Here is a 26299-nt window from a genome sequence, read left to right as displayed (position 1 = left end):
CCTATTTATAGATTGCAGTTTTACAACGGATTTTAGACAGCTCGCATGACACTTTTTGCAACGAACAGCCACATTCAGCTCATGTACATCCCGCCGTTAACCGGGATTGTAGCCCCGGTAACGTAACCTGCGCCTTCGGACGCAAGAAAAGCGACAACATGTGCGATTTCCTCGGCCTGCCCCAGACGCCCCAGCGGGATCTGAGTGACCAGGGACTGACGCTGAGCCTCTGGCAGCTCACGCGTCATGTCTGTGTCGATAAAACCTGGCGCAACCGAGTTCACGGTCACGGCACGCGAACCGACTTCACGAGCCAGCGCACGGCTGAAGCCTTCCAGCCCTGCCTTCGCGGATGCGTAGTTTACTTGACCGGCGTTACCCATTGCACCGACAACGGAACCGATACTGATAATGCGACCCCAACGCGCCTTGGTCATGCCGCGCAGAACGCCCTTGGACAGGCGGAACAGACTGTTCAGGTTGGTATTGACGACATCGTGCCATTCGTCATCTTTCATGCGCATCATCAGGTTATCGCGGGTGATACCGGCATTGTTGACCAGAATCAGCGGCGCGCCGACGCGCTCCTGGATCGTGGCCAGAACCGAATCGACAGACTCGGCATTGCACACGTCCAGCATCAGGCCGAAGCCTTCGATGCCGTTTTCCTTGAATGCAGCGCTGATGCGCTCGGCACCGGACTCAGAGGTCGCAGTCCCCACGACAACAGCACCATTGCGCCCCAACTCCAGCGCGATGGCTTGACCGATACCACGACTGGCACCTGTCACCAGTGCAACTTTACCTTGCAGGCTCATGCAAGCTTCTCCTAATCAGGCCAGTGCCGCACGCGCGGCGGCAAAGGCGTCTGGGGTATCCAGGTTGTAGGTAGTCACGCCTTCGGCGCAACGCTTGTTAAGACCAGCCAACACCTTGCCCGGCCCACATTCCACCAACTGGGTCGCACCATGGCTCGCCAGGCACTGGATGGACTCCACCCAGCGCACAGGCTTGTACAACTGTTCCAGCAGATCACGCTTGAGCGTCGCCAGATCGTTCACTGCGGAGGCGCTGACATTCTGCACCAGCGGAATGACCGGTGCCTGCCACTCGATCGCCTCGATGGACTCGGCAAAACGCTCGGCCGCCGGACGCATCAGCTCACAGTGGGACGGAACACTGACCGGCAATGGCAATGCACGTTTTGCGCCACGCGCCTTGCACAGTTCCATCGCACGTTTCACCGCCTCGGCGGCACCAGCAATCACGACCTGCCCCGGCGAGTTGAAGTTCACGGCGCTGACCACTTCGCCCTGGGCCGCTTCGGCACAGGCCGCGATGACATCGGCATCTTCCAGACCCAAAATGGCCGCCATGCCACCCTGACCGGCAGGAACAGCTTCCTGCATCAACTGGCCACGGCGCTCGACCAGCTTGACCGCATCGGCCAGACCCAGGCTCTGGGCTGCGACCAGCGCACTGTATTCGCCCAGGCTGTGCCCGGCCACGAACGCAGGTACAGCGCCGCCTTCGGCCAGCCATACATGCCACAGGGCAACGGAAGCCGTCAGAATCGCGGGCTGGGTCTTGTCGGTCTGGTTGAGCAGTTCGGCTGGGCCCTGCTGGGTCAACGCCCAGAGGTCATAGCCGAGGGCATCGGATGCCTGCTCAAAGGTATCGAGGATCAACGGATGCTGTGCGCCCTGATCGGCAAGCATGCCGAGCGATTGCGATCCTTGACCCGGAAAGACGAATGCGAGGGATGCAGACATGTAACAGGCCCCTGAATTGTTGTCGTCGAAAAAATAGGCGCTCGACCATGTCGAACGCAGGAATTCAAATTTGCATGACTGCACGTTTGGATGACTGGCCGGTCAATTGCGTCACATTTTCAGGAACCGCCATCCCGAAGCAGCACTTCAAGCCGCCCGTGCAGACGCTGCGGCAGGTTCTCCCGCACCTCGACCAGGGCACGTTGAATCGCACTCTGGAATCCTTGCGCACTGGCTGAACCATGGCTTTTTACAACAATACCCTGCAAGCCGAGCAGGCTTGCACCGTTATGCCTGGCCGGTGCCAGATCGGTCTGCAGACGTTTCAGCAAAGGCAACGCCAGAGCCCCGACCGTCTTCGCCAGCAGATTCTGCCTGAAGAGTATTTCAATTCGTTCGGCAATCATCGTCGCCAGACCTTCGCTGGACTTGAGCAGGACATTGCCGACAAAACCGTCGCACACCACGACATCCGCTTCGCCACGATACAAGCCATCGCCCTCGACGAAACCGATGTAGTTGATCCCCTTCGCCGCCTGCAGCAAGCCGGCCGCCAGTTTCACCTGCTGATTGCCCTTGATGTCTTCGGTGCCGACATTGAGCAAGGCAACCCTGGGATTCACAACCCCAAGCGCCTCGGCCGTGACCGCCCCCATGACCGCGAACTGATAGAGCGCCTCGGCCGTGCAATCGACATTGGCCCCAAGGTCCAGCAACTGACAATAGCCCTTCCGGGTCGGAATGGCGGCAACCATGGCCGGACGATCGATCCCCGGCAAGGTCTTGAGCACGAACCGCGACAACGCCATCAGCGCACCGGTATTGCCGGCACTGACACACGCCTGCGCCTGCCCGTCCGCCACGAGCCCCAGAGCCACGCGCATCGAGGAATCAGGCTTGCCACGCAAGGCCTGGGATGGGCGCTCATCCATGGTGACCACTTCGCTTGCATGAACGACATGCAGGCGCGAGCGATCCACACCGGAATGGCTGGAGAGCAGTTCTTCAATCAGGGGAGCTTGGCCGACGAGGGCCAGATGAAGCGATGGTGTTGCAGTCAGACACGCAAGGCTTGCCTGAACAATGTTGCGGGGACCGAAGTCCCCGCCCATTGCGTCGATCGCGATGATCGGAGCGGACAAGAAATTACTCGTCAGCGCCCTTGTCGATCACTTTGCGGCCACGATATACGCCTTCTGGCGATACGTGGTGACGCAGGTGAACTTCACCAGTGGTCTTTTCTACGGACAGAGTGCTTGCCTCAAGAGCGTCGTGCGAACGACGCATGTCACGGGCAGAGCGGGATTTTTTGTTCTGCTGACCAGCCATAATTGTTTATCTCCTAAACGTTTGGGTCACGCTTTAACTGCGCCAATACACTGAACGGGTTGGACCGCGTTACCTCGTCCACGCTCGGTTCGGGCTCATCGAGACCCGCCGGTTGCTGGCATTCTTCCGGATGATGAGCAGGCACAATCGGCAAGGCGAGCAAAAGCTCCTCCTCGATCAATGCCAGCAGATCCAATGGATCCTCGCCCAGTTCCAGCACGTCATAACCTTTCGGTAACGACTGGGTATTCGCACCCTCCTTCACCACCGCGTAACTGCATTCGCTATGGATCGGCAGGGTGACCAGCTCAAGACAACGCTGGCAAACCATCTTGACCGGGACATCGATGGAACTGTGGATAACCACAGCCCGGCGCTCGTCACGCTCAAAAACGAATTTAGCCTGCACCGTACCGACATTGTCGGCAAGCGGGTCGCAGAGTCTCTCCAAATCGGCCAGCAGCACTTCGCCCTGAAGGGTGGTGCCGCGATCAGCCAATTTGCGCGGGTCAACGTGAGGTGGAATCGGGTCATTCAACATAGGCGCAGCATTCTAGGGATGCCCCCTTGGCATGTCAAAGGAAATTCAGGCCTGTTCGCAACTCCGGCACATCATTAGAATCGCCGCTCAGCCCTTGGAGAACCTCATGCCACCTCTGCTCCTAGCCTCCAGCTCACCTTATCGTCGCGAATTGCTTGAGCGCCTGCGCCTGCCATTCATCTGCAAATCCCCCGATATCGACGAAAGCCGACATGCCGACGAGAGCGCCACAGCGCTTGTGCAACGTCTCGCTCGCGAAAAGGCGCAGGCGCTTGCCAGCGAATATCCGGACCATCTGATCATCGGTTCGGATCAGGTCGCCGTCCTCAACGGGCAAATCCTGGGCAAACCCCACACCTTCGAGCGCGCCCTGGAGCAACTTTCCGCCGCCAGCGGTACGACCGTCACCTTTCTAACCGGTCTCGCCCTGCTCAACAGCAAAACCGGCCACTGCCAGGTCGACCACGTCCCCTTCAGCGTCCACATGCGAGAACTGGACAAGGCAAGCATCGAACGCTACCTGCACGCCGAGCAGCCTTTTGACTGCGCCGGGAGCTTCAAGGCGGAAGGACTTGGCGTAAGCCTGTTTCGCAGCACCGAAGGCAGCGACGCCACCAGCCTGATCGGCCTGCCGCTGATCCGCCTGACAGACATGCTTATAAAGGAAGGCATCCGCATTCCCTGAGGCCAGAAACAAACAACCCGACCAAAGGTCGGGTTGTTTGCCAAAGGTATCGCTTAACGCAATGTCGGTCCGGTAAAGCCAGCCCACATTGCAATTCGCTCCGCAACACTGGCACCCAGTTTCTTGGAGAAACGATCGAACGGCGATTCCTGAATCGTGTAATCGACGATTTCCTTCTCGCCGATCAACTCGCGAGCCACATAACTCGCACTTCCCAGACCATCGACCAGCCCCAGGGATACCGCCTGCTCACCCGTCCAGATCAGGCCCGAGAACAGCTCGGGATGATCCTTGTCCTTCAGGCGATCACCACGTCCCTGCTTGACGCTGGCAATGAACTGACGATGCGTCGTATCCAGAACACTCTGCCAGAAACGGGTTTCATCAGCCTTCTGCGGCTGGAACGGATCAAGGAATGCCTTGTGTTCACCCGAGGTATAGGTCCGACGGTCCACACCCAGCTTTTCCATGATGCCGACAAACCCGAAGCCGGTTGCCGTCACACCGATGGACCCCACCAGACTGGCCTTGTCGGCGTAGATCTGATCGGCCGCACTGGCAATGTAATAGGCGCCCGAAGCACCGAGATCGGTAATGACCGCATACACCTTGATATTTGGTTTTTCGGCACGCAGACGACGGATCTCGTCATAGACATAACCCGACTGGACAGGACTGCCGCCCGGGCTATTGATGCGCAGAATCACGCCCTTGGTCTTGGCATCATCAAAGGCCGCCCGCAGACTTCCGACAATATTGTCGGCACTGGCGGACTCCTTGTCGGCGATCATGCCCTGCACTTCGATCAACGCGGTATGGCTTGCGCTACGGGACGCTCCCTTCTCGAAATCCATCAAGGGCGTGAACAGCAGCAACATGGTGAACAGGTAAGCGAAGGTCAGAAACTTGAAAAAGATCCCCCAGCGCCGCGCACGCCGCTGCTCCTGAACGCCCGCCAGCAGCGTCTTTTCCAGCAATTTCCAGCTTTTTGCATCGTCCCTGCCTTCAACAGCCTCATCTGCTTTTGGCGAGGCAGGCGCTTTCCATTCGTCAGACATATTTCATTTACTCCAACCCCGAAGACTAAACGCCGCGCTCACCCAACCAGGTACGCAACTCAGGAAAACTCTCGATAGCCAACCGCGGCCGAAACTCACGCAACGAATCCAGAGACTGCGCGCCATACCCGACCGCCACCGAATCCATACCGGCGTTACGCGCCATCAACAGATCGAATGACGAATCGCCGACCATCAGGGAACGCTCAGGCGGCACCTCACAGTGCGCCATGATCTCGTGCAACATCAGCGGATCCGGCTTGCTGGCCGTTTCATCGGCGGCACGCGTGATATCGAAGAAGCCCTGCCAGTCATTGGACTTCAGGACCCGATCAAGACCGCGGCGCGCCTTGCCCGTGGCAACCGCAATGCGATATCCCTCATCGCGAAACGCCTGGATGGACTCCCTCACCCCCGAAAACAAAGGGGATGGCGTCTTGTCCATTTCCATATAACAGTCGGCATAACGCTGACGGAACTCGAGCAGTTCGCTCGGAGAAATCCGCGGATAAAGCGTACGAATCGCTTCCGGCAACCCCAATCCGATAATGCCCTTGATCGCTTCGTCATCCAGGGATTCAAACCCTCCCTGCATGGCCGAAACACGCATGGACTGAACGATGCGGCCGACAGAATCGGCCAGCGTACCGTCCCAGTCGAAAATCAGCAGATCATAGTCACGACGCACTCAAACGCTCCACGGTAGCGGCCCACATCTCATCGACCGGGGCCTGCAACTTCAATTCGCCACCATCCGGCAAAGGCACGGTCAGCATATAGGCATGCAGAAAAAGGCGCTTGCCCCCCAGATCGCGAATCTCGCGACTGAAATCCTCATCGCCGTACTTGTTGTCACCGGCAATCGAATGCCCGGCATGCAGCGTATGCACCCGGATCTGATGAGTACGCCCGGTCACAGGCTTGGCCTCGATCATCGTGGCAAAATCACCGAAGCGGCGCAGAACCTTGAAGAGCGTCAAGGCCTCCTTGCCCTCGTCATTGACCTCGACCATGCGCTCGCCGGAACGCAGGTTGCTCTTGAGCAATGGCGCACTCACCTGTTTGCGGGCCGTCGCCCAGTGACCGCGAACCAGCGCCATATAGCGTTTGTCCACACCATCACCGCGCAAGGCGGCATGCAGATGACGCAGCATGCTGCGTTTCTTGGCGATCATGAGGAGACCGGAGGTGTCCCGGTCCAGACGATGCACAAGCTCCAGCTCCTTGGCATCGGGACGCAACTGACGGAAGGCTTCGATGACACCGAAATTCAGACCACTGCCGCCATGCACGGCAATACCGGCCGGCTTGTTGAGCACGATCAGAGCCTTGTCCTCGTAGACAATGGCGGCCTCAAGGCGCTGCAACAACCCCTGGGCGACCGGCACCGGCTCGTCGCGCTCGGGCACACGCACAGGCGGAATGCGCACGATGTCGCCCGCCTGCAACTTGTACTCGGGCTTGATCCGCCCCTTGTTCACACGCACTTCGCCTTTGCGCAAGATGCGATAGACCAAGGTTTTGGGCACACCCTTGAGGTAAGTGATCAGAAAGTTATCGATGCGTTGACCGGCAAGTTCCGGGGCAACCTCTACCAGCTGAACGCCAGGGGTTGGGGGGGCAATATTCGTCATGCGACAAATCATAACAATTTTTTATGGATTTGAAGCACTTAATGATTGCTGCTATAGTCGCGAACACCGCCAAAAGCGGCCGGACAGCGGACAAACGGTTGACAACCGGCCCTGACCAACGCAATTCACGAGGACGGGAGGCCGTCCTACGAGGCTTTCGGTGACAACGGAGCACGCTGGAAACGTAACGAGCGCAGGTGACATGAGGCCTGAAACACGCCGGATCGCAGAGTAACCACTCGCCTTCAGCGCGAACAATTCACGGCCAGTTCACAAAGTGCAGTCGTTTCAAGACGCGACGAGCGAATGTTTCGGGAACAACGCCTCAAGCCATGATGCGCGACCTTTCCTGTGAAAGATCGCGGTAAATGCCAACCCGCTGCGGATTCTGCGCGCGGCAGCACCCGAATTATCAGGGATACGTGTAGGGCGGAGACGCACAACCATCGGACTGTGTAGTACAAGGCTTGTTTCAGACGCTTCATCTCGTCCGCTACCGATGGTTGATTCCTCCTCCTGAGAAAGCTTTTGCTGAAAAGGGTGCCTTTTGTCACCACAGCAAGCAGGAAACGTCGTCGCGACTCTCCACCCCTTCTGGTCGAGAACATCGCTAGACACTGGAGTGCTCAAGCACTCCTGACGCGCCCTGACACCGACCGTGAGAAGTCGTGTGTGCCGAACGCCGTTTCCGGCAGCCCGGAAACCGACGGTACTACATGAAAAGAATGCTGATTAACGCAACTCAACCCGAAGAGTTGCGTGTTGCCCTGGTAGACGGCCAGCGCCTCTACGACCTGGACATCGAGTCCGGTGCACGCGAGCAGAAAAAGGCCAACATCTATAAAGGCCGGATCACTCGTATCGAACCCAGCCTTGAAGCCGCCTTTGTCGACTTCGGCTCCGAGCGCCATGGCTTCCTGCCCCTCAAGGAAATCTCCCGCGAATACTTCAAGAAGGCCCCCGAAGGCCGCGTGAACATCAAGGACGTCCTGAGCGAAGGCCAGGAAGTCATCGTTCAGGTCGAGAAGGAAGAGCGCGGCAACAAGGGCGCAGCCCTGACCACGTTCATCAGTCTGGCCGGCCGCTATCTGGTCCTGATGCCCAACAACCCTCGTGCCGGTGGCATCTCGCGTCGTATCGAAGGCGAAGAGCGCAACGAACTGCGCGAAGCCCTCAACGGCCTGATCGCCCCTGCCGACATGGGCCTGATCGTTCGCACCGCCGGCCTTGGCCGCAGCAGCGAAGAAATGCAGTGGGACCTCGACTACCTGCTGCAACTCTGGACCGCCATCAAGGAAGCGTCCCAGGATCGCGCCGCTCCTTTCCTGATCTACCAGGAAAGCAACGTCATCATCCGCGCCATCCGCGACTACCTGCGCCAGGACATCGGCGAAGTGCTGATCGACAGCGTCGAAGCCCAGGAAGAAGCCCTGACCTTCATCCGTCAGGTGATGCCGCAGTACGCCAGCAAGATCAAGCTGTATGAAGACAGCGTTCCGCTGTTCAACCGCTTCCAGATCGAAAGCCAGATCGAAACCGCCTTCCAGCGCGTTGTCGAACTGCCTTCCGGCGGCTCCATCGTCATCGATCCGACCGAAGCCCTGGTGTCCATCGACATCAACTCGGCGCGCGCCACCAAAGGCAGCGACATCGAAGAAACCGCCCTGCAGACCAACCTCGAAGCAGCCGAAGAAATCGCCCGTCAGTTGCGCCTGCGCGACATCGGCGGCCTGATCGTCATCGACTTCATCGACATGACGCCTGCCAAGAACCAGCGCGCCGTGGAAGAGAAAGTCCGCGAAAGCCTGGAAGCCGACCGTGCCCGCGTCCAGGTGGGTCGTATCTCCCGCTTCGGCCTGCTGGAAATGTCCCGTCAGCGTCTGCGCCCTTCCCTGGGTGAAAGCAGCGGCATCGTCTGCCCGCGCTGCAACGGCACCGGCATCATCCGTGACGTCGAATCCCTGTCGCTGGCCATCCTGCGCCTGATCGAAGAAGAAGCCCTGAAAGACCGTACCGCCGAAGTACGTGCTCAGGTGCCGATCCCGGTTGCCGCGTTCCTGCTCAACGAAAAACGCAACTCGATCACCAAGATCGAACTGCGTACCCGTGCCCGTATCGTGATCCTGCCGAACGATCACCTGGAAACGCCGCACTTTGAAGTCCAGCGCCTGCGCGACGACAGCCCGGAAGCCCACAACAACCAGTCCAGCTACGAAATCGCTGCTGCCGCTGCCGAAGTGGAAGACGTTGCAACGCAAGCTGCGGCCACCCGCACCCTGGTTCGCCAGGAAGCCGCGGTCAAGACTGCACCGCCTCGCGCCAACGCCCCTGTTCCGACACAGGCTGCCGCTCCTGCCGCCGCAACACCTGCCGCTCATGAGCCAAGCCTGTTCAAGGGTCTGGTGAAATCCCTGGTCAGCCTGTTTGCCACCAAGGAAGAGCCTGCCGCACCGGTCGCCGTTGAAAAACCGGCCAGCGAACGCCCTGCCCGCAACGAAGAGCGTCGCAACGGTCGTCAACAGAGCCGTGGCCGCAACAACCGTCGTGACGAAGAACGCAAACCTCGCGAAGAGCGTGCGCCACGTGAAGAGCGTGCAGAACGTGCTCCACGCGAAGAACGCGCCCCTCGTGAAGAACGCGCCCCACGCGAGCCTCGTGAAACCCGTGACGACTCGACGCCACGCGAAGAGCGCCCGGCTCGTGCACCACGCGAAGAACGTGCACCACGTGAACGCAAACCACGTGAAGAGCGTGTACGCGAACTGCGCGAACCTCTGGATGCCGCTCCGGCCAGCACCCGTGAAGAACGCCCTGAGCGCGCTCCACGTGAAGAACGCCAGCCACGTCCGCCTCGCGAAGAGCGTCAGCCACGTGCCGAACAGGCCGCCGCTGCCGCCAGCGAAGAAGAACTGCTGAACAATGAAGAGCTGAACAGCGAAGACAACCAGGAAGGTAACGAAGGCGAACGCCCTCGCCGCCGCTCCCGTGGTCAGCGTCGTCGCAGCAACCGCCGCGAGCGTCAGCGCGATGCCAACGGTAACGTGATCGAAGGCTCCGAAGAGAACGAAGCCAACGGTTCCGAGGTCGCTGCCGGTCTGGCTGTCACGGCCGCCGTCGCCGAAAGCGTCATCAGCGCTCCGGCCGAAGCACAGGCCAACCGTCAGGCAGAGCGCGCCAATGCCGCTGCCGAAGCGCCAGCTGAAGCAACCGCAGAAGAGACGCCGGTCGCCGTCGTCGAGGCTCCAGCTGTCGAAGCACAGCCGGTTGTCGAAGCACCTGCTGCCGAAGCTCCGGTTGTTGAAGCGCCTGTTGCCGAAACCGCTCCAGCCACCGCTCCGGACGTCGAAGTACAACCTGCTGCGGTAGAAGCACCCGTGCGTGCCGCTCAGGCCGAACTGTTCGAAGCGCCTCAGGCTGAAGTTGCGCCGTTCACGCCAACACCAGAGCCAACGCCTGAAGCACCGGTCGAAGTTCCGGTTCCGGCCGAAGTACCTGCGACCGAATCTGCCGAATTGCCAGTGCCTGCACCGGTCGTCGAGCCTGTGATCGTGAAAGAGGAGCCTGCTCCTTATGTCGCGCCACAAGCCGTCGAACCCGCCCCTGCACCACAGGCAGAGCCAGCAGCAGCCGAAACACCAGCACTGCCGGTCAGCAGCAATGGTCGCGCGCCTAACGACCCTCGTGAAGTTCGCCGCCGCAAGCGCGAAGAAGAAGAGCGTCGTCGCCTGGAAGCCGAGCAGGCTGCTGCCAATGTCGCTCCAGCCACCGAAGCCGCACCTGTCGTGGCCGAAGTCGAAGCGGTTCAGCCTGCCCAGGCGACCGAAGAGAAGGCTGAAGACGTGACAGCACACGAGGAAAAGGACGAGACCAAACCTCTCGTCTGATCCACGCCCATGAAAAAGCCCTACCTGTGTGAGCAGGTAGGGCTTTTTTGTACCTTTCGTTTCAGCTTGCCATCGGCCAGTCTGAAAACGGAGCCTCAGTACAGATTGGGCTCCATTTCCAGCGTCACACCAAAACGCTCGGCAATATCGGCCTGAATTCGACGGGCCAGGCTCAACAGTTCCAGCCCCGTGGCCTGCCCATGGTTGACCAGCACCAGCGCCTGAAGCGCATGCACACCGGCATCACCTTCGCGAAACCCCTTCCAGCCCGCCTGCTCGATCAACCAGCCTGCTGCCAGCTTGACCTGACCATCGGCCTGGGGATACCCCACCAGCCCCGGATACCTGAGCTTGATGGCATCGCTCAACTCGGCCGTGACCAACGGGTTCTTGAAGAAGCTACCGGCATTCCCCAGAACGGCAGGGTCCGGCAGCTTTTCACGACGGATCGCACAAATGGCCCGACTGACATCCACCGGAGTCGGCTGCTTGATACCCATGGCATCGAGGCGCTGGCGAACCGGCCCGTATTCCAGATGCAGGGAAGCACTGCGGCTCAAGGCAAAACGCACCCGCAGGATCAGCCAGCGATGGGCCTGTTGCTTGAAGATACTGTCGCGGTAACCGAACTGGCAGTCTTCAAGAGAAAACTCGCGCAGCTCACCGGTCTGGCGATCCAGAGCCGTCAGGCTGTGGAAAACATCCTTGATCTCGACGCCATAGGCACCGATGTTCTGCATGGGTGCCGCACCGACCGTGCCGGGAATCAGGCTCAGGTTTTCCAGCCCGGAAAACCCCAGCTCCAGACAGGACTGCACGAACGGATGCCAGGGCTCCCCGGCCTCCGCTTCGACAAGCCCCTGCCCGCAATCCTCCTTCAGGATGCGGATACCACGGCTGGCCATGCGCAACACCAGCGCCTGGACATCCTCGGTCAGCAACAGGTTGCTGCCACCGCCAATGACCAGCACGGGCAGGTCGTGCTCTGCACCATAAGCCAGGGCCTGACGCACGTCGTCGTCGCCATGGGCCTCGGCAAACAACTGCGCACGCACGTCCACACCAAAGGTATTGAACGCTTTCAGGGAAACCCCGGACTGCACCTGCAAGGAAACAGACATCAAACCTCCAGCAAGCGTCTTACGCGCTCAAGGTCTTCGGGCGTATCGACACCGGCAGGCGGTGCCTCCAGTGCATCGGCCACATGAATGCGCACACCATTCCAGAGCGCACGCAACTGCTCAAGACTTTCGGTGCTTTCCAGCCAGCACGGCCCCCAGCCGACGAAGTCATGCAGGAAACCGGCACGGTAGGCATAAATGCCGATATGGCGACGGTAAGGCACGCCTTCAGGCAGCACGTCCCGATTCGCGGCCAGCGCATCCCGCGCCCAGGGCAAGGGTGCCCGGCTGAAAGTCAGGGCCAGGCCGTTGATATCGGTCACGACCTTGACCACGTTCGGATTGAACAACGCGGTTACATCATCGATCGGCTCGGCCAGAGTGGAAATACCTGCTTCGGGGTGCCCTGCGAGGTTCGCCGCCACCTGATCGATCACGGCAGGCGGAATCATGGGTTCATCACCCTGCACATTGACGACGATGGCATCGGCAGCCAGCCCCAGTTGCCCGGCCACTTCAGCCAGACGGTCGGTACCCGACTCGTGATCGTTGCGGGTCATCAGCACCTGAGCGCCAAATGCCTGGCAGGCCTCGACAATCCGCCCGTCATCCGTGGCAACCACGACACGCTCGGCGCTGCTTTTACAGGCCTGCTCCCAGACATGCTGGATCATCGGCTTGCCCGCAATGGTTTCCAGCGGCTTGCCGGGAAAACGGCTGGAGCCGAAACGTGCCGGAATGACAACAGTGAAAGCAGTTGTCATTTATCCAGACGCTCCTCGGCAGACAAGGTGCGTGCTTCACTTTCCAGCATGACCGGAATGCCATCACGAATCGGGTAAGCAAGACCGGCGCCCTTGCTGATCAGTTCAGTCTTGTCGGCACTGAGCTTCAAAGGGCCTTTGCAGATCGGGCAAGCGAGGATATCGAGCAGTTTGGTGTCCATGGGGAATCCTGAGGCAATCATGAAGAAAGACGTGTCAGTTGCTCATCGAACCAACTGACGAAAGCTGCGCCCGGCACGGCATCCACCGCCAGATACCACCAGTCGTGCGCCGCGAAAGACCGGCATTTCACGGCATCCTTCTCGGTCATGACCAACGGCAGCGATGGCGTGAATGTAAGCGACTGGGGGCTGTAGACGGCATGGTCGGCGAAAGCGTGAGCCACAGGCCGCCAGTGTAGTCCTTCGAGGGTATTGAAGAAACGTTGCGGGTTGCCGATGCCTGCCACGGCATGCAGCGCCTGACCGGCCGGAAAATGGTCCACCGGCTGACGTTCGCCGTTGCGCAGGTTGATCAGCGCCGAGGGCTTGAGCACAAAGCCATAACCGTCGTCGCGATCGGTCAGGGCGCCGTTGTAGAGCAAGGCATCGACACTGTTCAATCGCTCGACCGGCTCGCGCAACGGCCCGGCAGGCAGGCAGCGACGATTGCCCAGGCCTCGCGCCGCATCGATCAGGACCAGCTCGAGGTCACGGGCCAGACGATAATGTTGCAGGCCATCATCGGACAGAATGAGGTCCAGCGGCTCGGCGGCGAGCAAGGCGCGGACGGCGCGGCTGCGATCCGGGTCGATCATCAGCGGTACGCCGCAACGCTGCACGATCAGCAAAGGCTCATCGCCCGCCTCGTCGGCCGTCTGGTCTGGCAGCACTCGCCACGGCAGGCTCGGCGGTTTCGCGCCATACCCGCGACTGACGACACCCACCCGCAAACCACGGCTGCGACAGTGTTCGATCATCCACAGAATCAGGGGCGTCTTGCCTGTGCCGCCGACAGTAATGTTGCCCACCACCACGACCGGAACCGGCGCTCTGTAGATATCGCCCTCACCGGCCAGAAAGCGCTCACGCTTGCCGTTCACGACACGCCGGTAAAGGCTCTCGAGGGGACGCAGCACCATCAGCGCTGGATGGCCGTTGTACCAGGCCTCGAGCAAACGATCAGAAAGTGCCATCAGTTAGCCTGACCAGCCTCGACAGTGGTCATGCGCAAATGGCTGAACCCCAGCTTGCCCGCAGCATCCATGGCCGTGATGACCGATTGGTGAGGTGTCTTGCCGTCGGCACTGATCGAGAGCGGCAAGCTGGTGTCACCCGCCGATTCGCGTTGCAGTGCCTCGATCAGCGTGGCCAGATCGTTTTTCGGCAACAACTGGTTGTTCAGGGAAAAGATGCCGTCGGCATTGATGGCGATATCCAGGTGCTTGAGGTTGGCCTCGGTATCCGGCGTACCGGTCACGGCCTGCGGCAGGTCCACCCGCAACTGGGTTTCGCGGGTGAAGGTCGTGGTGACGATGAAGAACAGCAGCAGGATAAACACCACGTCGATCAACGACACGAGGTTGATGTCGATGTTCTCCCGTGGCTTGCGACGGCGAAATTTCACTTCTTCTTGCCCCCGGTGCGGACCTGGGCTTTCGAGTCGGCCTGTGCATCGACCAGATCGACATCACGGTCGCCCTGCACCACTTCCACCAGACGAATCGCCTGCTGCTCCATGCCGACTACCAGCTCATCGACACGGCTTTGCAGGAAGCGATGGAAGAAAATGGCCGGAATCGCAACGATCAGGCCCGACGCCGTACAGATCAGCGCCTTGGAAATACCGCCCGCCAGAGCACCGGCATTAGCCGTGGCCCCGGAGCTGTTGAACGAGCCGAAGATATCGATCATGCCCAGCACCGTACCCAGCAGCCCCAGCAGGGGTGCCATGGCCGCAATGGAGCCCAGGGCGCTGAGGTAACGTTCCAGATCGTGGATGACCCGTGCAGCCGCCTCCTCGATGCACTCTTTCATGATCTCCCGACCATGCTTGGAGTTGGCCAGCCCGGCCGCGAGGATTTCGCCCAGTGGCGAATCGGCACGCAGCAGCTTGAGCTTTTCGTTGTCCAGTTTCTTTTCCTGAATCCACTGCCAGACCTGCCCCAGCAGGTGCGGCGGCGTGATACGGCTGGCACGCAACGTCCAGAGACGCTCAATAATGATGCCGGCAGCCGCGATGGAACTCAGAATGATCGGCAACATCATCCAGCCGCCGGATTTGACCAGTTCCCACACAATGACCACTCCCTGAAAAATTGGCGCCACTCTAACATAGGCTCACCGGCTGTCCGAAATCCCGGATCAACATCCATTGGTTCATTCACGCCAGAAACGTCGTCTGGCCTGTTCGACCCGAGGTTCCGCGAACGCTCCCAACTGCACGGTGACAGCCCCCGACTCGGCGCTGTCGTAGTGAGCGATACCCAACCATCGATAACGCGACATGACCAGAGGGTGCGGATGCCCGAACGCATTATTGCGCCCACGGGAAATCAATACGCCCACCGGTGCCACGGCATTCAGGAAACGCCGGGAGGACGATGTCCGGCTGCCATGATGCGGCGCCTGCAACCAGTGGGCCCGCACATCGAAGTCACTGTCCAGCACAGCCTGTTCCGCCTCGACACCGATATCGCCTGTCAGCAGCAGTCGCTCACCATTGGCCTCGACACTCAACAGGCAGGACGACTGATTGCCCTCCCCGGCCTGCTCCCAGCGCCAGGTCGCGAAACGCACACCATCCCATTCCCATGTTTCATCATTGCGGCACCGTTGAGCCTTCAATCGAGGGTCCAGCCTGGCCAGTTCACCACTCAGTATCCGGGAAACCGGCAGCGCCTGATAAACCGCCAGCGCGCCTCCCGCATGATCGGCATCGGCGTGGCTGAGCAGCATCAGGTCCAGGCTGCGCACGCCCGCCCGGCGTATGGCAGGCATCACCACTCGCTGACCGATATCGAATTCACCGAAACGCGGCCCGGCGTCATACAGCAAGGTGTGATGACGCGTACGCAGAAGAATCGCCAGCCCCTGCCCTACATCCAGTTGCAGCACCTCGACCTGCCCGTGGGGCACCGGCTTGAGCGGCGGGAACACGCACAGCAACAGCAGCGGCCAACCCAACAGGCGCATGGGCATGCCATGAGGCAACAGCAACAACACCGCTCCCAGCAGGCTCAACGCCCAGGCCCAGCCCGGCACGCTGCTCGGCAACCAGGCGGGCAGTTCTTCGGCTACCACGCCCAGAACGACGAACAACCCGTCCAGCGCGCCACCGGCCAGCCAGAGCAAGCCTTCACCGACACCCGGCACGGGCAGCAATAACGTCCCCGACAAGGCAAGCGGCAATACAATCACGCTGACCCAGGGCACCGCCAGCAAGTTGACCAGAGGACCACTGAGGCTGACCGGCAGGTTCAGGGCCAGCAGAATCGGCAGAAGGCCAATGGCAATCAACCATTGCGCACGTGTCCAGCCTTGCCATCGCCCCCAGGCACCGAGACGTCCGCCAAAGATCAGGATCAGAATCGCCACCGCTGCAAACGATAGCCAGAAGCCCGGTTGCAGGCTGACCAGCGGCTCGAAGATCAGAACCACATTGAGCGACAGAAGCAGCGGCCAGAACAGCCCCAGATGCCGGAAGCGCAAACGCCAGAGCAACACCATACCGACCATGACACAGGCACGACGCACCGGCACATCGAACCCGGCCAACAGGCCATACCCCAACGCCGCGCCGAATGCCAGCACACAGGCCCAGGGCAGCCAGGGCAAGGCTTTCGGCCATGCGCCCCAACGGGCCAGCCCCGCGACGAACAGGTAAACCACGGCCGCCAGCAGTCCGATGTGCTGCCCGGAAATCACCAACAGATGCACAGTGCCGGTGTCCTGCAAGACTTGCCAATCTGAACTCGACAGACCGGATCCGTCACCCAGCACCAGAGCCGCCAGACCGCCTTCACGCCCTTGCGCGTCCACAGCCAGCAAACGCTGACGAATCCCGTCGCGCCAGGCCGAACGGGCTGGCATCAACAGTTGCCCGTCCACCACCGTCCCGGTCGCCCCGATACGCCGGGCCAGCAGCCAGGCCTGATAATCGAAAGCCTCGGGATTGACCAGACCGGCAGGCCGCTTGAGCTTGACGGCCAGCCGCCAGTGCTCGCCACTGCGTACCTCCGGGCCGCCATACCAGGCCACACGAATCAGTTGCGGCAACTTCGCCCGTCTTGAGCGGGCATCCTGCAACTCGAAGCGCACGACGCCGTCGGCCACACTCGGCAAACCGACGACCTGGCCTTGCAGCCATAACGTCTGGCCATCGAGTCGAGGCAAGAGTCGGTCATTCAACGCCCCTTGTGCCAACACACAGGCCCAGGTGAAGCCGAACAGGAAAAACGCCACTGGATAGCTGCGAAACGGCAGCAGCATCAACGCGACCACTGGCATCAGCAGCAATAGCCAGGCAGGTGGCAATACAGGCAGGAAACGCAGAGCCAACAGACCCAGCGCAAGCGCGATCATCCCTGTGCGCATGGGCATTCCTCAAAGCAGTGAGCCTTTAAGGATTAGCGCAGCAGGCAGAATTCGACGGGATGGAGTGTTACCGGCTTTGTGTCCGCAGGAGCGAATTCATTCGCGAGAGGCCTGTACATTGGCAAACCGTCTTCGCGAATGAATTCGCTCCTACAGGTGTTACTGGCGCATGCCGCGACCGCTGACCAGCAAACGGGCGCAACCGATGTACAGCACCACGGTTGCAACGACCATGAAGGCCAGCGCAATGCTGATGCGGATATCGGACACACCCAGAATGCCGAAGCGGAAGGCATTGACCATGTGCAGGACCGGGTTGGCCAGCGATACGGTCTGCCAGAACGGCGGCAGCAGGGTTATGGAATAAAACACCCCGCCCAGGTAGGTCAGAGGCGTCAGGACGAAAGTCGGGATGATCGAGATATCGTCGAAGTTGCGTGCAAAGACCGCGTTGATAAAGCCCAGCAACGAGAAAATGGTCGCTGTCAGCACCACCACCACGATGGTCACGCCCAGGTGATGCACCTGCAGGTCGGTGAAGAACATCGACAGCAGGGTCACGATCAGGCCGACCATCAGGCCACGCAACACACCGCCCAGGGTGTAACCCACCAGAATGGTGTGCGGGGAAACCGGAGAAACCATCAGCTCTTCGATCGAGTGCTGAAACTTGGCACCGAAGAAGCTCGACACCACGTTGCCGTAGGAGTTGGTGATCACCGACATCATGATCAGGCCCGGCACGATGTATTGCATGTAGGTGAAGCCACCCATGTCACCGATCTGCCGACCGATCAGGTTGCCGAAGATCACGAAGTACAGAACCATGGTGATCGCTGGCGGCAGCAAGGTCTGCGGCCAGATCCGCATGAAGCGCCGGACCTCACGGTAGACGATGGTGTTCAGGGCAATCATGTTGGGACGGAATTCACCGCTCTGGCCGGTCATAGAGCCACCTTCGCCAGATTTTTTTCCACCAGGGACACGAACAGCTCCTCAAGTCGGTTGGATTTGTTACGCAGGCTCAGCACTTCAATGTTCTGCAGGGCCAACTGGCTGAACAAGGCCGTGATACCCACGCTCTTGTCGACCTGGACTTCCAGGGTATGGCTGTCCAGCAGCTTGCAGGGGTAGCCGAGCAATTGCGGCGCGCTCTGGTAGGCATTCTTCAGGTCCAGCACGAACGTCTCGACGGTCAGGGTGCTGAGCAGTTGCTTCATGCCCATGTTCTGGACAATCACGCCGTGGTCGATGATGCCGATGTTGCGGCACAACTGCTCGGCCTCTTCCAGGTAGTGAGTGGTCAGGATGATGGTGATGCCTTTCTTGTTCAGGTCGGTCAGAAAGGTCCACATCGAACGACGCAGCTCGATATCCACACCCGCTGTCGGCTCATCGAGGATCAACAGGCGCGGCTCGTGAATCAGCGCACGGGCGATCATCAGGCGACGCTTCATGCCACCGGACAGCGAACGGGAAGGCACATCGCGCTTGTCCCACAACCCCAGCTGGGTCAGGTACTGCTCGGCGCGCTCCTTGGCGACCTTCATCGGGATGCCGTAGTAACCGGCCTGGGTCACGACGATATCGAAGGTCTTCTCGAACTGGTTGAAGTTGAACTCCTGAGGCACCACGCCAATGGAGCGCTTGAGTGCCGCCGGTTCGCGATCCAGGTCGTGGCCGAAGATATTCACCGTTCCGCCGGTCTTGTTGACCAGGGTCGAGATGATGCCGATGGTTGTGGATTTGCCGGCACCGTTGGGGCCGAGCAAGGCGAAGAAATCACCTTCGGCGACGTCCAGATCAATACCACTCAGGGCCTGGAAACCGTTGCCGTAGGTTTTGGTTAGCTGCCGGATGGACAGAGCGGAACTCATATTGAAAAACACACCAGTCAAAAGAAAAAAAGAAATGACTCTTGGATGAAATAACTGCTTACAAGTCGTTGCAGCGTGGCAATGGTGCTTGGCCACGCCGCACAAGTACAGATACATCCATTGATAGTAAGTATTAACAGCAGCGCAAAGTCTCGGCTGAGCACTTTCCGCGATTCACGTCAGAGGTGTCATGACCGCCTTCTGATAGGCCGGGCGCGTCTTCAGACGCTCATACCAGGCTTGGAGGTGAGGCAACGGAGGACGTTCAATCGGCATCTCGAACCAGCCATAGGCAAAGCAGCCCAGCGGGATATCCCCCATACCGAACCGCTCACCAGACAGATAAGGCTGCCGGGACAGCGCTTCGTCGGCTACGCGTAACAGGCCGTGCAGGGTCTGGATACCTTCGTTGATCTTGCCCCAGTCCTGTTTTTCGGCTGGCGTGCGAACCACACCCCAGAACACCGTGCTGAACGGGGCGGCGATGGTCGACGTGGTCCAGTCCATCCACTTGTCCGCCTGAGCACGGGCTTTCAGGTCGCTCGGGTACAAATCGGTGTCAGGAGCATGGCGTGCTGCCAGATAACGCACGATGGCGTTGGATTCCCAAAGCACGAAATCGCCGTCCTCGATCATGGGAATACGGCCATTGGGGTTCTTGGCCCGGTACTCGGCCCCGTCGACCAGCCCGAATGCACCACCGGCATCCCGGGTTTCGTACGGAACGCCGACTTCTTCGGCAATCCACAGCGCCTTACGCACGTTACTGGAATTCTTGCGGCCCCAGATCTTGAGCATTGCATTCTCCCTGACAGCGTTCTGAAAAAAATTCGCTCACCAGTCTACCCTGAGAACACCGCAACTTCCTTGACCATGAAGGGTCACTAACGATGTCGGCACTGACCTGCCAGGCGAACAGCCCTTGTCAGAGGCCTGTGTCATCACGGGGGAATACTTATGCTGTTGCTGTGGATTGTTGTTCTGGTGGTCGGGATTGCCTGGCTGGCCCATCGACGTACCGAACCGCTGCCTGCATTGGGCATTGTTGCGGTTTATCTCTTGGCGATGGGCATCTTCAGCCACGCTCCGGGCTGGCTGCTGACCGTTTTCTGGGTGCTCTGGCTGGCCGTTCTCCTGCCCCTGGCCTTGCCGGACCTGCGACGCAAGTTTTTCACCGCCCCGATGTTCGCCTGGTTCCAGAAAGTGTTGCCGCCCATGTCCGATACCGAGCGCGACGCCATCGACGCCGGGACGGTCTGGTGGGACGGCGAACTGTTCAGCGGTCGCCCGGACTGGAACAAGCTGCTGGCCTACCCCAAGGCCAGCCTGACCGAAGAAGAGCAGGCCTTTCTCGATGGCCCGACCGAAGAACTGTGCGCCATGGTCAGTGACTGGGAAATCGGCCAGGCCATGGACCTGCCGCCCGAAGCCTGGGCCCATATCAAGGAGCACGGTTTCTTCGCGCTGATCATTCCCAAGGAGTTCGGTGGCAAAGGGTTTTCGGCCTACGCCCACTCCCAGGTCGCGATGAAACTGGCCACCCGCAGCGGCGACCTGGCCTCCACGGTCATGGTGCCCAACTCACTTGGCCCGGCCGAACTGCTGCTGCATTACGGCACCGACGAGCAACGCAATCATTACCTGCCTCGTCTGGCCCGTGGCGACGATATCCCCTGTTTCGCCCTCACCGGCCCGCTGGCGGGCTCCGATGCTGGCGCCATGCCCGACACCGGCATCATCTGCAAGGGCCAGTGGCAGGGTGAAGACGTCATCGGCCTGCGCCTGAACTGGGAAAAGCGCTACATCACCCTCGGCCCGGTGGCGACACTGCTGGGTCTGGCCTTCAAGGCTTATGACCCCGATCACCTGTTGGGCGACGAAGAGGATCTGGGCATCAGCCTGGCCCTGATCCCCACCGATACGCCCGGCGTGGACATCGGTCGTCGCCACTTGCCGCTGGGCGCGGCTTTCATGAACGGCCCCAATTCCGGCAAGGATGTGTTCATACCCCTGAACTACCTGATCGGTGGTCAGGAAATGCTCGGCAAAGGCTGGATGATGCTGATGAACTGCCTCTCGGTGGGGCGTTCGATCTCGTTGCCTGCCGTTGGCACCGGTGCCGCCAAGTACACCAGCCTGGTAACCGGCCAGTACGCTCAGGTTCGCGAGCAGTTCAACGTTCCGCTGTCGGCTTTCGAGGGCATTCAGGAGGCGCTGGCGCGGATCGGCGGCAATGCCTGGCTGATGGACAGCGCAAGGATCCTGACAGCCAACGCCGTGGACCTGGGAGAGAAACCCTCGGTATTGTCCGCGATCCTCAAATACCACCTGACCGAACGCGGCCGCGAATGCATCAGCCACGCAATGGATGTCCATGGCGGCAAAGGTATCATCATGGGCCCGAACAACTACCTGGGGCGCAACTGGCAAGGCGCACCGATCTTCATCACGGTGGAAGGCGCCAACATCCTTTCCCGTAACCTGATGATCTTCGGCCAGGGCGCCATTCGCTGCCATCCGTTCGTTCTCAAGGAAATGGCCCTGGCAGGACGCGAAGACAAGGACCAGGCACTGGTCGAGTTCGATGCCCTGCTGCTCAGGCACATCGGTTTTGCCGTGAGCAATGCGGCCAGCACGCTGATGCTCAACCTGGGTTTCGGCCATTTCGAGAAGACGCCGGGCGACAGCCTGAGCCAGGGTTACTTCCGGGCGCTGAACCGTCAGGCAGCGGCATTCGCCCTGCTGGCCGACCTGAGCATGATGCTGCTGGGCGGCGAGCTGAAACGCAGAGAGCGCCTGTCGGCCCGGCTGGGGGATATTCTGAGCCATATGTACCTGGCCTCGGCCGCGCTCAAGCGCTATCACGACCTCGACTCACCCGACGCTCTGCGACCGCTGCTGCGCTGGGCCATGGAGGAAAGCCTGGGGCAATCCGAGCGGGCGCTGGACGAATTGCTGAGCAACTTCCCGAGCCGTGTGCTGGGCTGCGCACTGCGTGTGCTGGTCTTCCCGCTCGGCCGTCGCCACAAGGGTCCGTCGGACAAACTGGGTGCCGATGTGGCGCAGATACTGGGGCGCGCCAAGGGCGATCCGGCGTTGGAGGCCGTTCTGGCCGGCTGCTATCGTCCGCAAGCGGAAGGTGACCCGGTTGCGGCCTTGCAACAGGCCAGCGACCTGCTCAAGACCGCCCATCCCCTGCAAAGAAAACTGCAGCAGGCGATCAAGAGCGGACAACTCCAGCCCGCTCCCGGCGAGCACGCCATCGATGCCGCACTGCATGCCGGTGTCTTGATGCCGACAGAGGTGCAAACCCTGAAAACGGCTGAAGCCGCACGCCGCAAGGTGATTGACGTGGATGATTTCGACAAGGAGCAACTGGCGCCGACACCCGGCAAGATCAGATAACCCCAAGCTTGTCCCCACAGCGAGCGCGCAGAGCCTTATACTCTCGCGCTCGTTTTTGTCTTTGAGGATCACACCATGGCCGATGCCATTCTCGACCACCATCTCAGCCTGCTGACGCATCTGCGCAGTATTCTGGTCGCGCTGGGCGAGGCCGATCAGGTTCCGGAGGAAAGCCATGCACTGTTCATGGAGCGCTTCGACGAACTGATCACGCTTCTGCCGCAGGATCCTATCGAAAGTCAGTACCTGGGCCAGGACATCATCTGCCAGGTCATTCAACGCTACCCGCAAATCGCGCATCTGGTGCCTCGCGACCTGCTCTGGTTCTTTGCCGGTGACTGCCTGCACTTCATGCCGGATGAAGAAATCGACCTGTATCAGGCGCTTGAAGAACGTCGTTACGAAGCCGAGCAGAATGATGAACCGTTCGACTGGAACCAGGAGAAACAACTGCTGGCCATGTCAGAGCAAAGCAGCAAACATTGATTCGTTGGCACCATCGCGAATGAATTCGCTCCATCTGTAGGAGCGGATTTATCCGCGAAAGGCCGGGACATCCGGCGCATATCTGCGATCTTCGCGAATGAATTCGCTCCTACCGGGGGCAATCTGTAGGAGCGGATTTATCCGCGAAAGGCCGGGACACCCGACACATATCTGCGATCTTCGCGAATGAATTCGCTCCTACCGGGGACAACCTGTAGGAGCGGATTTATCCGCGAAGGGCCGGGACTCCGGCACATGCCTGTCGATCTTCGCGAATGAATTCGCTCCTACCGGGGGCAATCTGTAGGAGCGGATTTATCCGCGAAGGGCCGGGACATCCGATACATTTCTGCCGATTGTCGCGAATGAATTCGCTCCTACAGTAGGCTGTTCAGCATCTCACGCGCCATCTGGCGGTGTTGCTCATCGGACTCTTCGATCACCTGCCGCAATATTTCCCGCGCTTCTTCGATCTCGCCGTCATCGATCAGCATCTGCGCCTGATTGATGCGGGTCAGTGGGGCTTCGTCCAGGTCCAGCAGGTCGAACTCCGAATCGTCATCCATGAAACTGTCGAGAAACTCGTCGCTCAGTGAGTCGCTGTCCGCGGGCTCAACGACTTCAACCGTTTCAATGGTTTCCGGCTCGGAAAAGTCGCTGAGGAACTGATCGTCAGGCAGCTCGAACACTTCCGGTAGCTGGGTGAGGTTCGAGGAAAAGGCCGGATCCACTTCCGGCGCAGCGGGTGCCGCTGGGGCAGCGGTTTTGTTGCGCGTCGGCGGATTGTCGAACGGGTCGACCAGATCCCAGTTGGCATCCATCGACAGGTCATCCAGGTTCAACTGAAACTCATCTTCGGGATTGAGCGCCGCCGCAGCGGTTTCATCGAGCTGTGCTGCAGGCTCAGGCTCAGGTTTCTGTGCCGGAGGTTGCGGCTGGCCTTTCTCGAGAACCACCGGAGCCACGACAGGAGCCGCAACAACAGCCGGAGGGGCCTGCTCGGGGGCTTTCATCTGTGGGTAACGTGCGCGGACGTCCTCGATCAGTTGCGGGTCGACACCCTGCTCCAACGCTGACGCTTCTTCCTGGGCGAACCCGGCAACATCGCCCTGCTCGGCCAGCAATTCAAGCATCCGGATACGGATGTCCTCACGCTCCGGCTGTTTTTCCAGTGCATCGCGCAAGATGCCCAAGGCCTCGCTGAAACGGCCATAAGCGATATAGATGCTCACACCATCGAGTGCGTCCGGAGCCGTACCGGCCATGCGCGGCGCGACAGGAGCCTTGGCCGGTATCGGTGTCGGCGCGGCGGGTTGTGGCTCGGCAACGGCCGGCACTTCAAATACTGGAAGAATGGTCGACTGGGCAGGCTTGATCAACGGCTCGTCCGGCACCACGACCGGCGTCACTTCCTGCCTTTTCCCCTGACGGTGCCGTACATAGACAAGCGCCATCAGAAGCAGAGCGGCCATCACGCCGCCCAACCAGACGATCCAGTTGGAGAAGGAGTCCTCCACAACCGGAGCCTTGGGCTGTTCAACAACCGGGGCCGGTGGAGGTACGACTGCGGCGGGTTTGGCGGCGACCTGTGCAAGCGCGGTTTGCAAGGCAATAATCTGTTTTTCCTTGCCGGCCACCAGCTCTTGCAGCGCCAGTTCCCTGGCCTTGCCGTCTTCCACCACTTTCTCTAATTGCTGGCTTTCGATCTCTGCGGCGGCCAGCCGGTCCGCTGCCTGCCGGGCTTCGGTGGCCTGGGTATCGGCCGGAGTGCTCGCAGCCGGTGCAGCGCTGGGCAATACCGCGGCATCGGGCAGCAGCAACCCCTGGCCGACTTTCAGGCTGGAGTTCGCCCCCCCGGTAAAGACCTGCGGATTGAGCGCCTGGATACCCTCGGCCAACTGGCTGGACGAAACCTTGCTTCCCGGACCTTGCAGTCGCCTGGCAATGCTGTTGAGCGTATCGCCTTCGGCCACCGTATAACGCTTGCCTTCCTGGGCTGGCGGCGGAGCGACCGGCATGCGCGATTCAGGTGCCGTCTGAGCCACACGCTGCTGTTTTCTGCCGCTCGTCGCGGCCCGTCCCTCGGGAGAGGTGGCGGGATCGAGCAGCAAGGTATAGGCATGCAGCAGATCGCCATTAGGCCTGACCAGTTGCACCATGAACCCCAGATAAGGCTCCGTGACCGCCTTGCTCGATACCACGTGAATCACGCCGCGGTTGCCACGGATGATCGGGGTAAAACGCAAGTCATTGAGGAAGAACGCCCGTTCCATCCCGGCCTTGGCAAAAGCCTCGGGAGAAGCCAGCTTCGCGATGATGTCATCGGCATCCAGGCCGCCCGTCTCCAGCAACTCGATCTCGGCATCCAGCGGCTGGTTCAAGGCCGAATGCAAGGTGATGTCACCCAGCCCCAGGGCCGATGCCAGTGTTGAGTAAAACAATGACGAGAAGACAAAAGACGCAGCCATCAGGCGCTTGTGAACACGGGTTCCAACGTTGCGCCCTGTGCGACCGGCACTCTCGAAAGCGGCCTGAGAACTCTTCAGCATGCGAACCCTTATGGAAATCTTGGTGTAATCAGTGACGGACTTCACTGTCCATCGGCCAGTATGAGCGAGAATCCGGCAACCTGCCTCAGGATCTTTCCAGATTGGCCAGTATGCGCGAGTGAACACTCATGCACACCCGAAGCTCCTCCTCGTCCACCCCCTCGAACAGCTCGACGCGCAATGCATTGGCGATGGTTTCGATCTTCTGGATCAAAGGACGCGCCGTTTCACTGAGGACGATCTTCTTGGCTCGTCGATCTTCGGCCACCGCCTGGCGCTGAACCAGTTGCTGCCCCTCGAGGCTATCGAGCAGACGTGCCAGGGTCGGGCCTTCGACGCCAATGCTTTGTGCCAGTTCGCGCTGGGTAGGCGGAACCTTGTGACGAGCCAGATGCAACAGTACCAGCCAACGCGCCTGGGAAAGCCCCAGATCGGCCAGCCTGCGATCAAGCTCGGCGCGCCACCCTCGGGAAATATGGGCCAGTTGCATCCCGAAACGGTGTTCATCAGTCAATGGCATAGAAAACTCATGTTCAAAACTAATTGTTAGCGAGCTAAGCATGCTCCCTGTATTCAGGCAAGCACGACACCGTGACGTT

Annotated in this window: 24 protein-coding genes; 4 read left to right on the top strand and 20 right to left on the bottom strand. The window is 60.2% G+C overall.

Translation table 11 applies throughout. The annotated features are described in order from the left end of the window. Window positions 1-74 precede the first annotated feature (74 nt). The 5 genes from fabG to ACIPY9_RS18630 all read right to left on the bottom strand — a co-directional run bounded on the left by fabG (window position 75) and on the right by ACIPY9_RS18630 (window position 3642). Window positions 75-818, bottom strand: a complete 744-nt coding sequence (fabG, locus tag ACIPY9_RS18650; RefSeq protein WP_400704581.1) for a 3-oxoacyl-ACP reductase FabG — start codon at window positions 816-818, stop codon at window positions 75-77. A 15-nt stretch (window positions 819-833) separates the two neighbouring features. Continuing rightward, window positions 834-1772, bottom strand: a complete 939-nt coding sequence (gene fabD / locus ACIPY9_RS18645) for an ACP S-malonyltransferase (protein WP_400704578.1) — start codon at window positions 1770-1772, stop codon at window positions 834-836. A 119-nt stretch (window positions 1773-1891) separates the two neighbouring features. Beyond that, window positions 1892-2914 (bottom strand): phosphate acyltransferase PlsX, encoded by a 1023-nt coding sequence (gene plsX, locus ACIPY9_RS18640; RefSeq protein ID WP_400704575.1) that lies wholly within the window; start codon window positions 2912-2914, stop codon window positions 1892-1894. Between the two features lie 4 nt (window positions 2915-2918). After that, a complete protein-coding gene (gene rpmF, locus ACIPY9_RS18635) occupies window positions 2919-3101 on the bottom strand; it encodes a 50S ribosomal protein L32 (RefSeq protein ID WP_400704572.1) in 183 nt (60 codons plus the stop codon). Between the two features lie 13 nt (window positions 3102-3114). After that, entirely contained in the window at window positions 3115-3642 is a 528-nt protein-coding gene (locus ACIPY9_RS18630; protein WP_400704569.1) for a YceD family protein, read from the bottom strand. A gap of 106 nt (window positions 3643-3748) precedes the next feature. Here ACIPY9_RS18630 and ACIPY9_RS18625 point away from each other — a divergent pair, with 106 nt between their 5' ends. After that, on the top strand, window positions 3749-4327 hold the full coding sequence (locus tag ACIPY9_RS18625) for a Maf family protein (RefSeq protein ID WP_400704567.1): 579 nt from the start codon (window positions 3749-3751) through the stop codon (window positions 4325-4327). Window positions 4328-4380: 53 nt separating this feature from the next. Here ACIPY9_RS18625 and sppA read toward each other — a convergent pair whose 3' ends face one another. Genes sppA through rluC form a run of 3 tightly spaced genes read right to left on the bottom strand, consistent with a single transcriptional unit; the run spans window position 4381 to window position 7019 of the window. Continuing rightward, window positions 4381-5385 carry a signal peptide peptidase SppA gene (sppA, locus tag ACIPY9_RS18620; protein ID WP_400704564.1) on the bottom strand — a complete coding sequence of 335 codons (1005 nt, stop codon included), beginning with the start codon at window positions 5383-5385 and terminating at the stop codon, window positions 4381-4383. A 25-nt stretch (window positions 5386-5410) separates the two neighbouring features. Continuing rightward, the gene (locus ACIPY9_RS18615; RefSeq protein WP_400704561.1) at window positions 5411-6073 is read right to left on the bottom strand and encodes an HAD-IIIA family hydrolase; all 663 of its coding nucleotides are present in this window, start codon (window positions 6071-6073) and stop codon (window positions 5411-5413) included. Further along, window positions 6063-7019 carry a 23S rRNA pseudouridine(955/2504/2580) synthase RluC gene (rluC, locus tag ACIPY9_RS18610; protein WP_400704558.1) on the bottom strand — a complete coding sequence of 319 codons (957 nt, stop codon included), beginning with the start codon at window positions 7017-7019 and terminating at the stop codon, window positions 6063-6065. The genes ACIPY9_RS18615 and rluC overlap by 11 nt, the downstream gene beginning before the upstream one ends. 725 nt (window positions 7020-7744) lie before the next feature. Here rluC and rne point away from each other — a divergent pair. Next, window positions 7745-10903: a ribonuclease E gene (rne, locus tag ACIPY9_RS18605; RefSeq protein ID WP_400704555.1), complete on the top strand. Its 3159-nt coding sequence runs from the start codon at window positions 7745-7747 to the stop codon at window positions 10901-10903. Between the two features lie 95 nt (window positions 10904-10998). Here the strand turns inward: rne and murB are convergent, their stop codons facing one another. The 10 genes from murB to ACIPY9_RS18555 form a co-directional block, all read right to left on the bottom strand. Then, a complete protein-coding gene (gene murB, locus ACIPY9_RS18600) occupies window positions 10999-12024 on the bottom strand; it encodes a UDP-N-acetylmuramate dehydrogenase (RefSeq protein WP_400704552.1) in 1026 nt (341 codons plus the stop codon). Continuing rightward, complete coding sequence (gene kdsB / locus ACIPY9_RS18595) at window positions 12024-12788, bottom strand: 3-deoxy-manno-octulosonate cytidylyltransferase (protein WP_400704549.1); 765 nt, start codon at window positions 12786-12788, stop codon at window positions 12024-12026. The genes murB and kdsB overlap by 1 nt, the downstream gene beginning before the upstream one ends. Next, window positions 12785-12970 (bottom strand): Trm112 family protein, encoded by a 186-nt coding sequence (locus ACIPY9_RS18590; protein ID WP_400704546.1) that lies wholly within the window; start codon window positions 12968-12970, stop codon window positions 12785-12787. The genes kdsB and ACIPY9_RS18590 overlap by 4 nt, the downstream gene beginning before the upstream one ends. A 17-nt stretch (window positions 12971-12987) precedes the next feature. Further along, the gene (lpxK, locus tag ACIPY9_RS18585; protein WP_400704543.1) at window positions 12988-13983 is read right to left on the bottom strand and encodes a tetraacyldisaccharide 4'-kinase; all 996 of its coding nucleotides are present in this window, start codon (window positions 13981-13983) and stop codon (window positions 12988-12990) included. Next, entirely contained in the window at window positions 13983-14414 is a 432-nt protein-coding gene (locus ACIPY9_RS18580; protein ID WP_400704540.1) for an ExbD/TolR family protein, read from the bottom strand. The genes lpxK and ACIPY9_RS18580 overlap by 1 nt, the downstream gene beginning before the upstream one ends. Further along, complete coding sequence (locus tag ACIPY9_RS18575) at window positions 14411-15085, bottom strand: MotA/TolQ/ExbB proton channel family protein (protein ID WP_400704660.1); 675 nt, start codon at window positions 15083-15085, stop codon at window positions 14411-14413. Before ACIPY9_RS18575 ends, ACIPY9_RS18580 begins: the two co-directional genes overlap by 4 nt. A gap of 81 nt (window positions 15086-15166) precedes the next feature. Further along, a complete protein-coding gene (locus ACIPY9_RS18570; RefSeq protein WP_400704537.1) occupies window positions 15167-17383 on the bottom strand; it encodes a DNA internalization-related competence protein ComEC/Rec2 in 2217 nt (738 codons plus the stop codon). A gap of 159 nt (window positions 17384-17542) precedes the next feature. After that, window positions 17543-18331 (bottom strand): ABC transporter permease, encoded by a 789-nt coding sequence (locus ACIPY9_RS18565; RefSeq protein WP_400704534.1) that lies wholly within the window; start codon window positions 18329-18331, stop codon window positions 17543-17545. Further along, window positions 18328-19260 (bottom strand): ABC transporter ATP-binding protein, encoded by a 933-nt coding sequence (locus tag ACIPY9_RS18560; protein ID WP_400704531.1) that lies wholly within the window; start codon window positions 19258-19260, stop codon window positions 18328-18330. Before ACIPY9_RS18560 ends, ACIPY9_RS18565 begins: the two co-directional genes overlap by 4 nt. A 174-nt stretch (window positions 19261-19434) precedes the next feature. Further along, entirely contained in the window at window positions 19435-20058 is a 624-nt protein-coding gene (locus ACIPY9_RS18555) for a glutathione S-transferase family protein (RefSeq protein ID WP_400704528.1), read from the bottom strand. Between the two features lie 159 nt (window positions 20059-20217). Between ACIPY9_RS18555 and ACIPY9_RS18550 the strand changes: the two genes are divergently transcribed. Together ACIPY9_RS18550 and ACIPY9_RS18545 are read left to right on the top strand one after the other, a co-directional pair. After that, window positions 20218-22665 carry an acyl-CoA dehydrogenase gene (locus tag ACIPY9_RS18550; protein ID WP_400704525.1) on the top strand — a complete coding sequence of 816 codons (2448 nt, stop codon included), beginning with the start codon at window positions 20218-20220 and terminating at the stop codon, window positions 22663-22665. 75 nt (window positions 22666-22740) lie between these two features. After that, window positions 22741-23151, top strand: coding sequence for a PA2817 family protein (locus tag ACIPY9_RS18545; RefSeq protein ID WP_400704522.1), 411 nt, complete (start codon window positions 22741-22743; stop codon window positions 23149-23151). Window positions 23152-23528: 377 nt separating this feature from the next. Here the strand turns inward: ACIPY9_RS18545 and ACIPY9_RS18540 are convergent, their stop codons facing one another. Further along, window positions 23529-25700, bottom strand: a complete 2172-nt coding sequence (locus ACIPY9_RS18540) for a FimV/HubP family polar landmark protein (RefSeq protein ID WP_400704519.1) — start codon at window positions 25698-25700, stop codon at window positions 23529-23531. Window positions 25701-25785: 85 nt separating this feature from the next. Further along, entirely contained in the window at window positions 25786-26220 is a 435-nt protein-coding gene (locus ACIPY9_RS18535; RefSeq protein WP_400704516.1) for a MarR family transcriptional regulator, read from the bottom strand. Window positions 26221-26299 lie beyond the last annotated feature (79 nt).

Source organism: Pseudomonas sp. NPDC089734 (assembly GCF_044748865.1).
Classification (GTDB): Bacteria; Pseudomonadota; Gammaproteobacteria; order Pseudomonadales; family Pseudomonadaceae; genus Aquipseudomonas.
Note: the sequence above shows the minus strand (reverse complement) of the source record. Positions and strands in the feature narration are given on the sequence as shown.

What these genes read in the sequence shown, in the direction of transcription:
- fabG (WP_400704581.1), bottom strand. Translation starts at nt 818, where the DNA reads ATGAGCCTGCAAGGTAAAGTTGCACTGGTGACAGGTGCCAGTCGTGGT.
- fabD (WP_400704578.1), bottom strand. Translation starts at nt 1,772, where the DNA reads ATGTCTGCATCCCTCGCATTCGTCTTTCCGGGTCAAGGATCGCAATCG.
- rpmF (WP_400704572.1), bottom strand. Translation starts at nt 3,101, where the DNA reads ATGGCTGGTCAGCAGAACAAAAAATCCCGCTCTGCCCGTGACATGCGT.
- ACIPY9_RS18630 (WP_400704569.1), bottom strand. Translation starts at nt 3,642, where the DNA reads ATGTTGAATGACCCGATTCCACCTCACGTTGACCCGCGCAAATTGGCT.
- ACIPY9_RS18625 (WP_400704567.1), top strand. Translation starts at nt 3,749, where the DNA reads ATGCCACCTCTGCTCCTAGCCTCCAGCTCACCTTATCGTCGCGAATTG.
- sppA (WP_400704564.1), bottom strand. Translation starts at nt 5,385, where the DNA reads ATGTCTGACGAATGGAAAGCGCCTGCCTCGCCAAAAGCAGATGAGGCT.
- rluC (WP_400704558.1), bottom strand. Translation starts at nt 7,019, where the DNA reads ATGACGAATATTGCCCCCCCAACCCCTGGCGTTCAGCTGGTAGAGGTT.
- rne (WP_400704555.1), top strand. Translation starts at nt 7,745, where the DNA reads ATGCTGATTAACGCAACTCAACCCGAAGAGTTGCGTGTTGCCCTGGTA.
- murB (WP_400704552.1), bottom strand. Translation starts at nt 12,024, where the DNA reads ATGTCTGTTTCCTTGCAGGTGCAGTCCGGGGTTTCCCTGAAAGCGTTC.
- kdsB (WP_400704549.1), bottom strand. Translation starts at nt 12,788, where the DNA reads ATGACAACTGCTTTCACTGTTGTCATTCCGGCACGTTTCGGCTCCAGC.
- ACIPY9_RS18590 (WP_400704546.1), bottom strand. Translation starts at nt 12,970, where the DNA reads ATGGACACCAAACTGCTCGATATCCTCGCTTGCCCGATCTGCAAAGGC.
- lpxK (WP_400704543.1), bottom strand. Translation starts at nt 13,983, where the DNA reads ATGGCACTTTCTGATCGTTTGCTCGAGGCCTGGTACAACGGCCATCCA.
- ACIPY9_RS18570 (WP_400704537.1), bottom strand. Translation starts at nt 17,383, where the DNA reads ATGCGCACAGGGATGATCGCGCTTGCGCTGGGTCTGTTGGCTCTGCGT.
- ACIPY9_RS18565 (WP_400704534.1), bottom strand. Translation starts at nt 18,331, where the DNA reads ATGACCGGCCAGAGCGGTGAATTCCGTCCCAACATGATTGCCCTGAAC.
- ACIPY9_RS18560 (WP_400704531.1), bottom strand. Translation starts at nt 19,260, where the DNA reads ATGAGTTCCGCTCTGTCCATCCGGCAGCTAACCAAAACCTACGGCAAC.
- ACIPY9_RS18555 (WP_400704528.1), bottom strand. Translation starts at nt 20,058, where the DNA reads ATGCTCAAGATCTGGGGCCGCAAGAATTCCAGTAACGTGCGTAAGGCG.
- ACIPY9_RS18550 (WP_400704525.1), top strand. Translation starts at nt 20,218, where the DNA reads ATGCTGTTGCTGTGGATTGTTGTTCTGGTGGTCGGGATTGCCTGGCTG.
- ACIPY9_RS18545 (WP_400704522.1), top strand. Translation starts at nt 22,741, where the DNA reads ATGGCCGATGCCATTCTCGACCACCATCTCAGCCTGCTGACGCATCTG.
- ACIPY9_RS18540 (WP_400704519.1), bottom strand. Translation starts at nt 25,700, where the DNA reads ATGCTGAAGAGTTCTCAGGCCGCTTTCGAGAGTGCCGGTCGCACAGGG.
- ACIPY9_RS18535 (WP_400704516.1), bottom strand. Translation starts at nt 26,220, where the DNA reads ATGCCATTGACTGATGAACACCGTTTCGGGATGCAACTGGCCCATATT.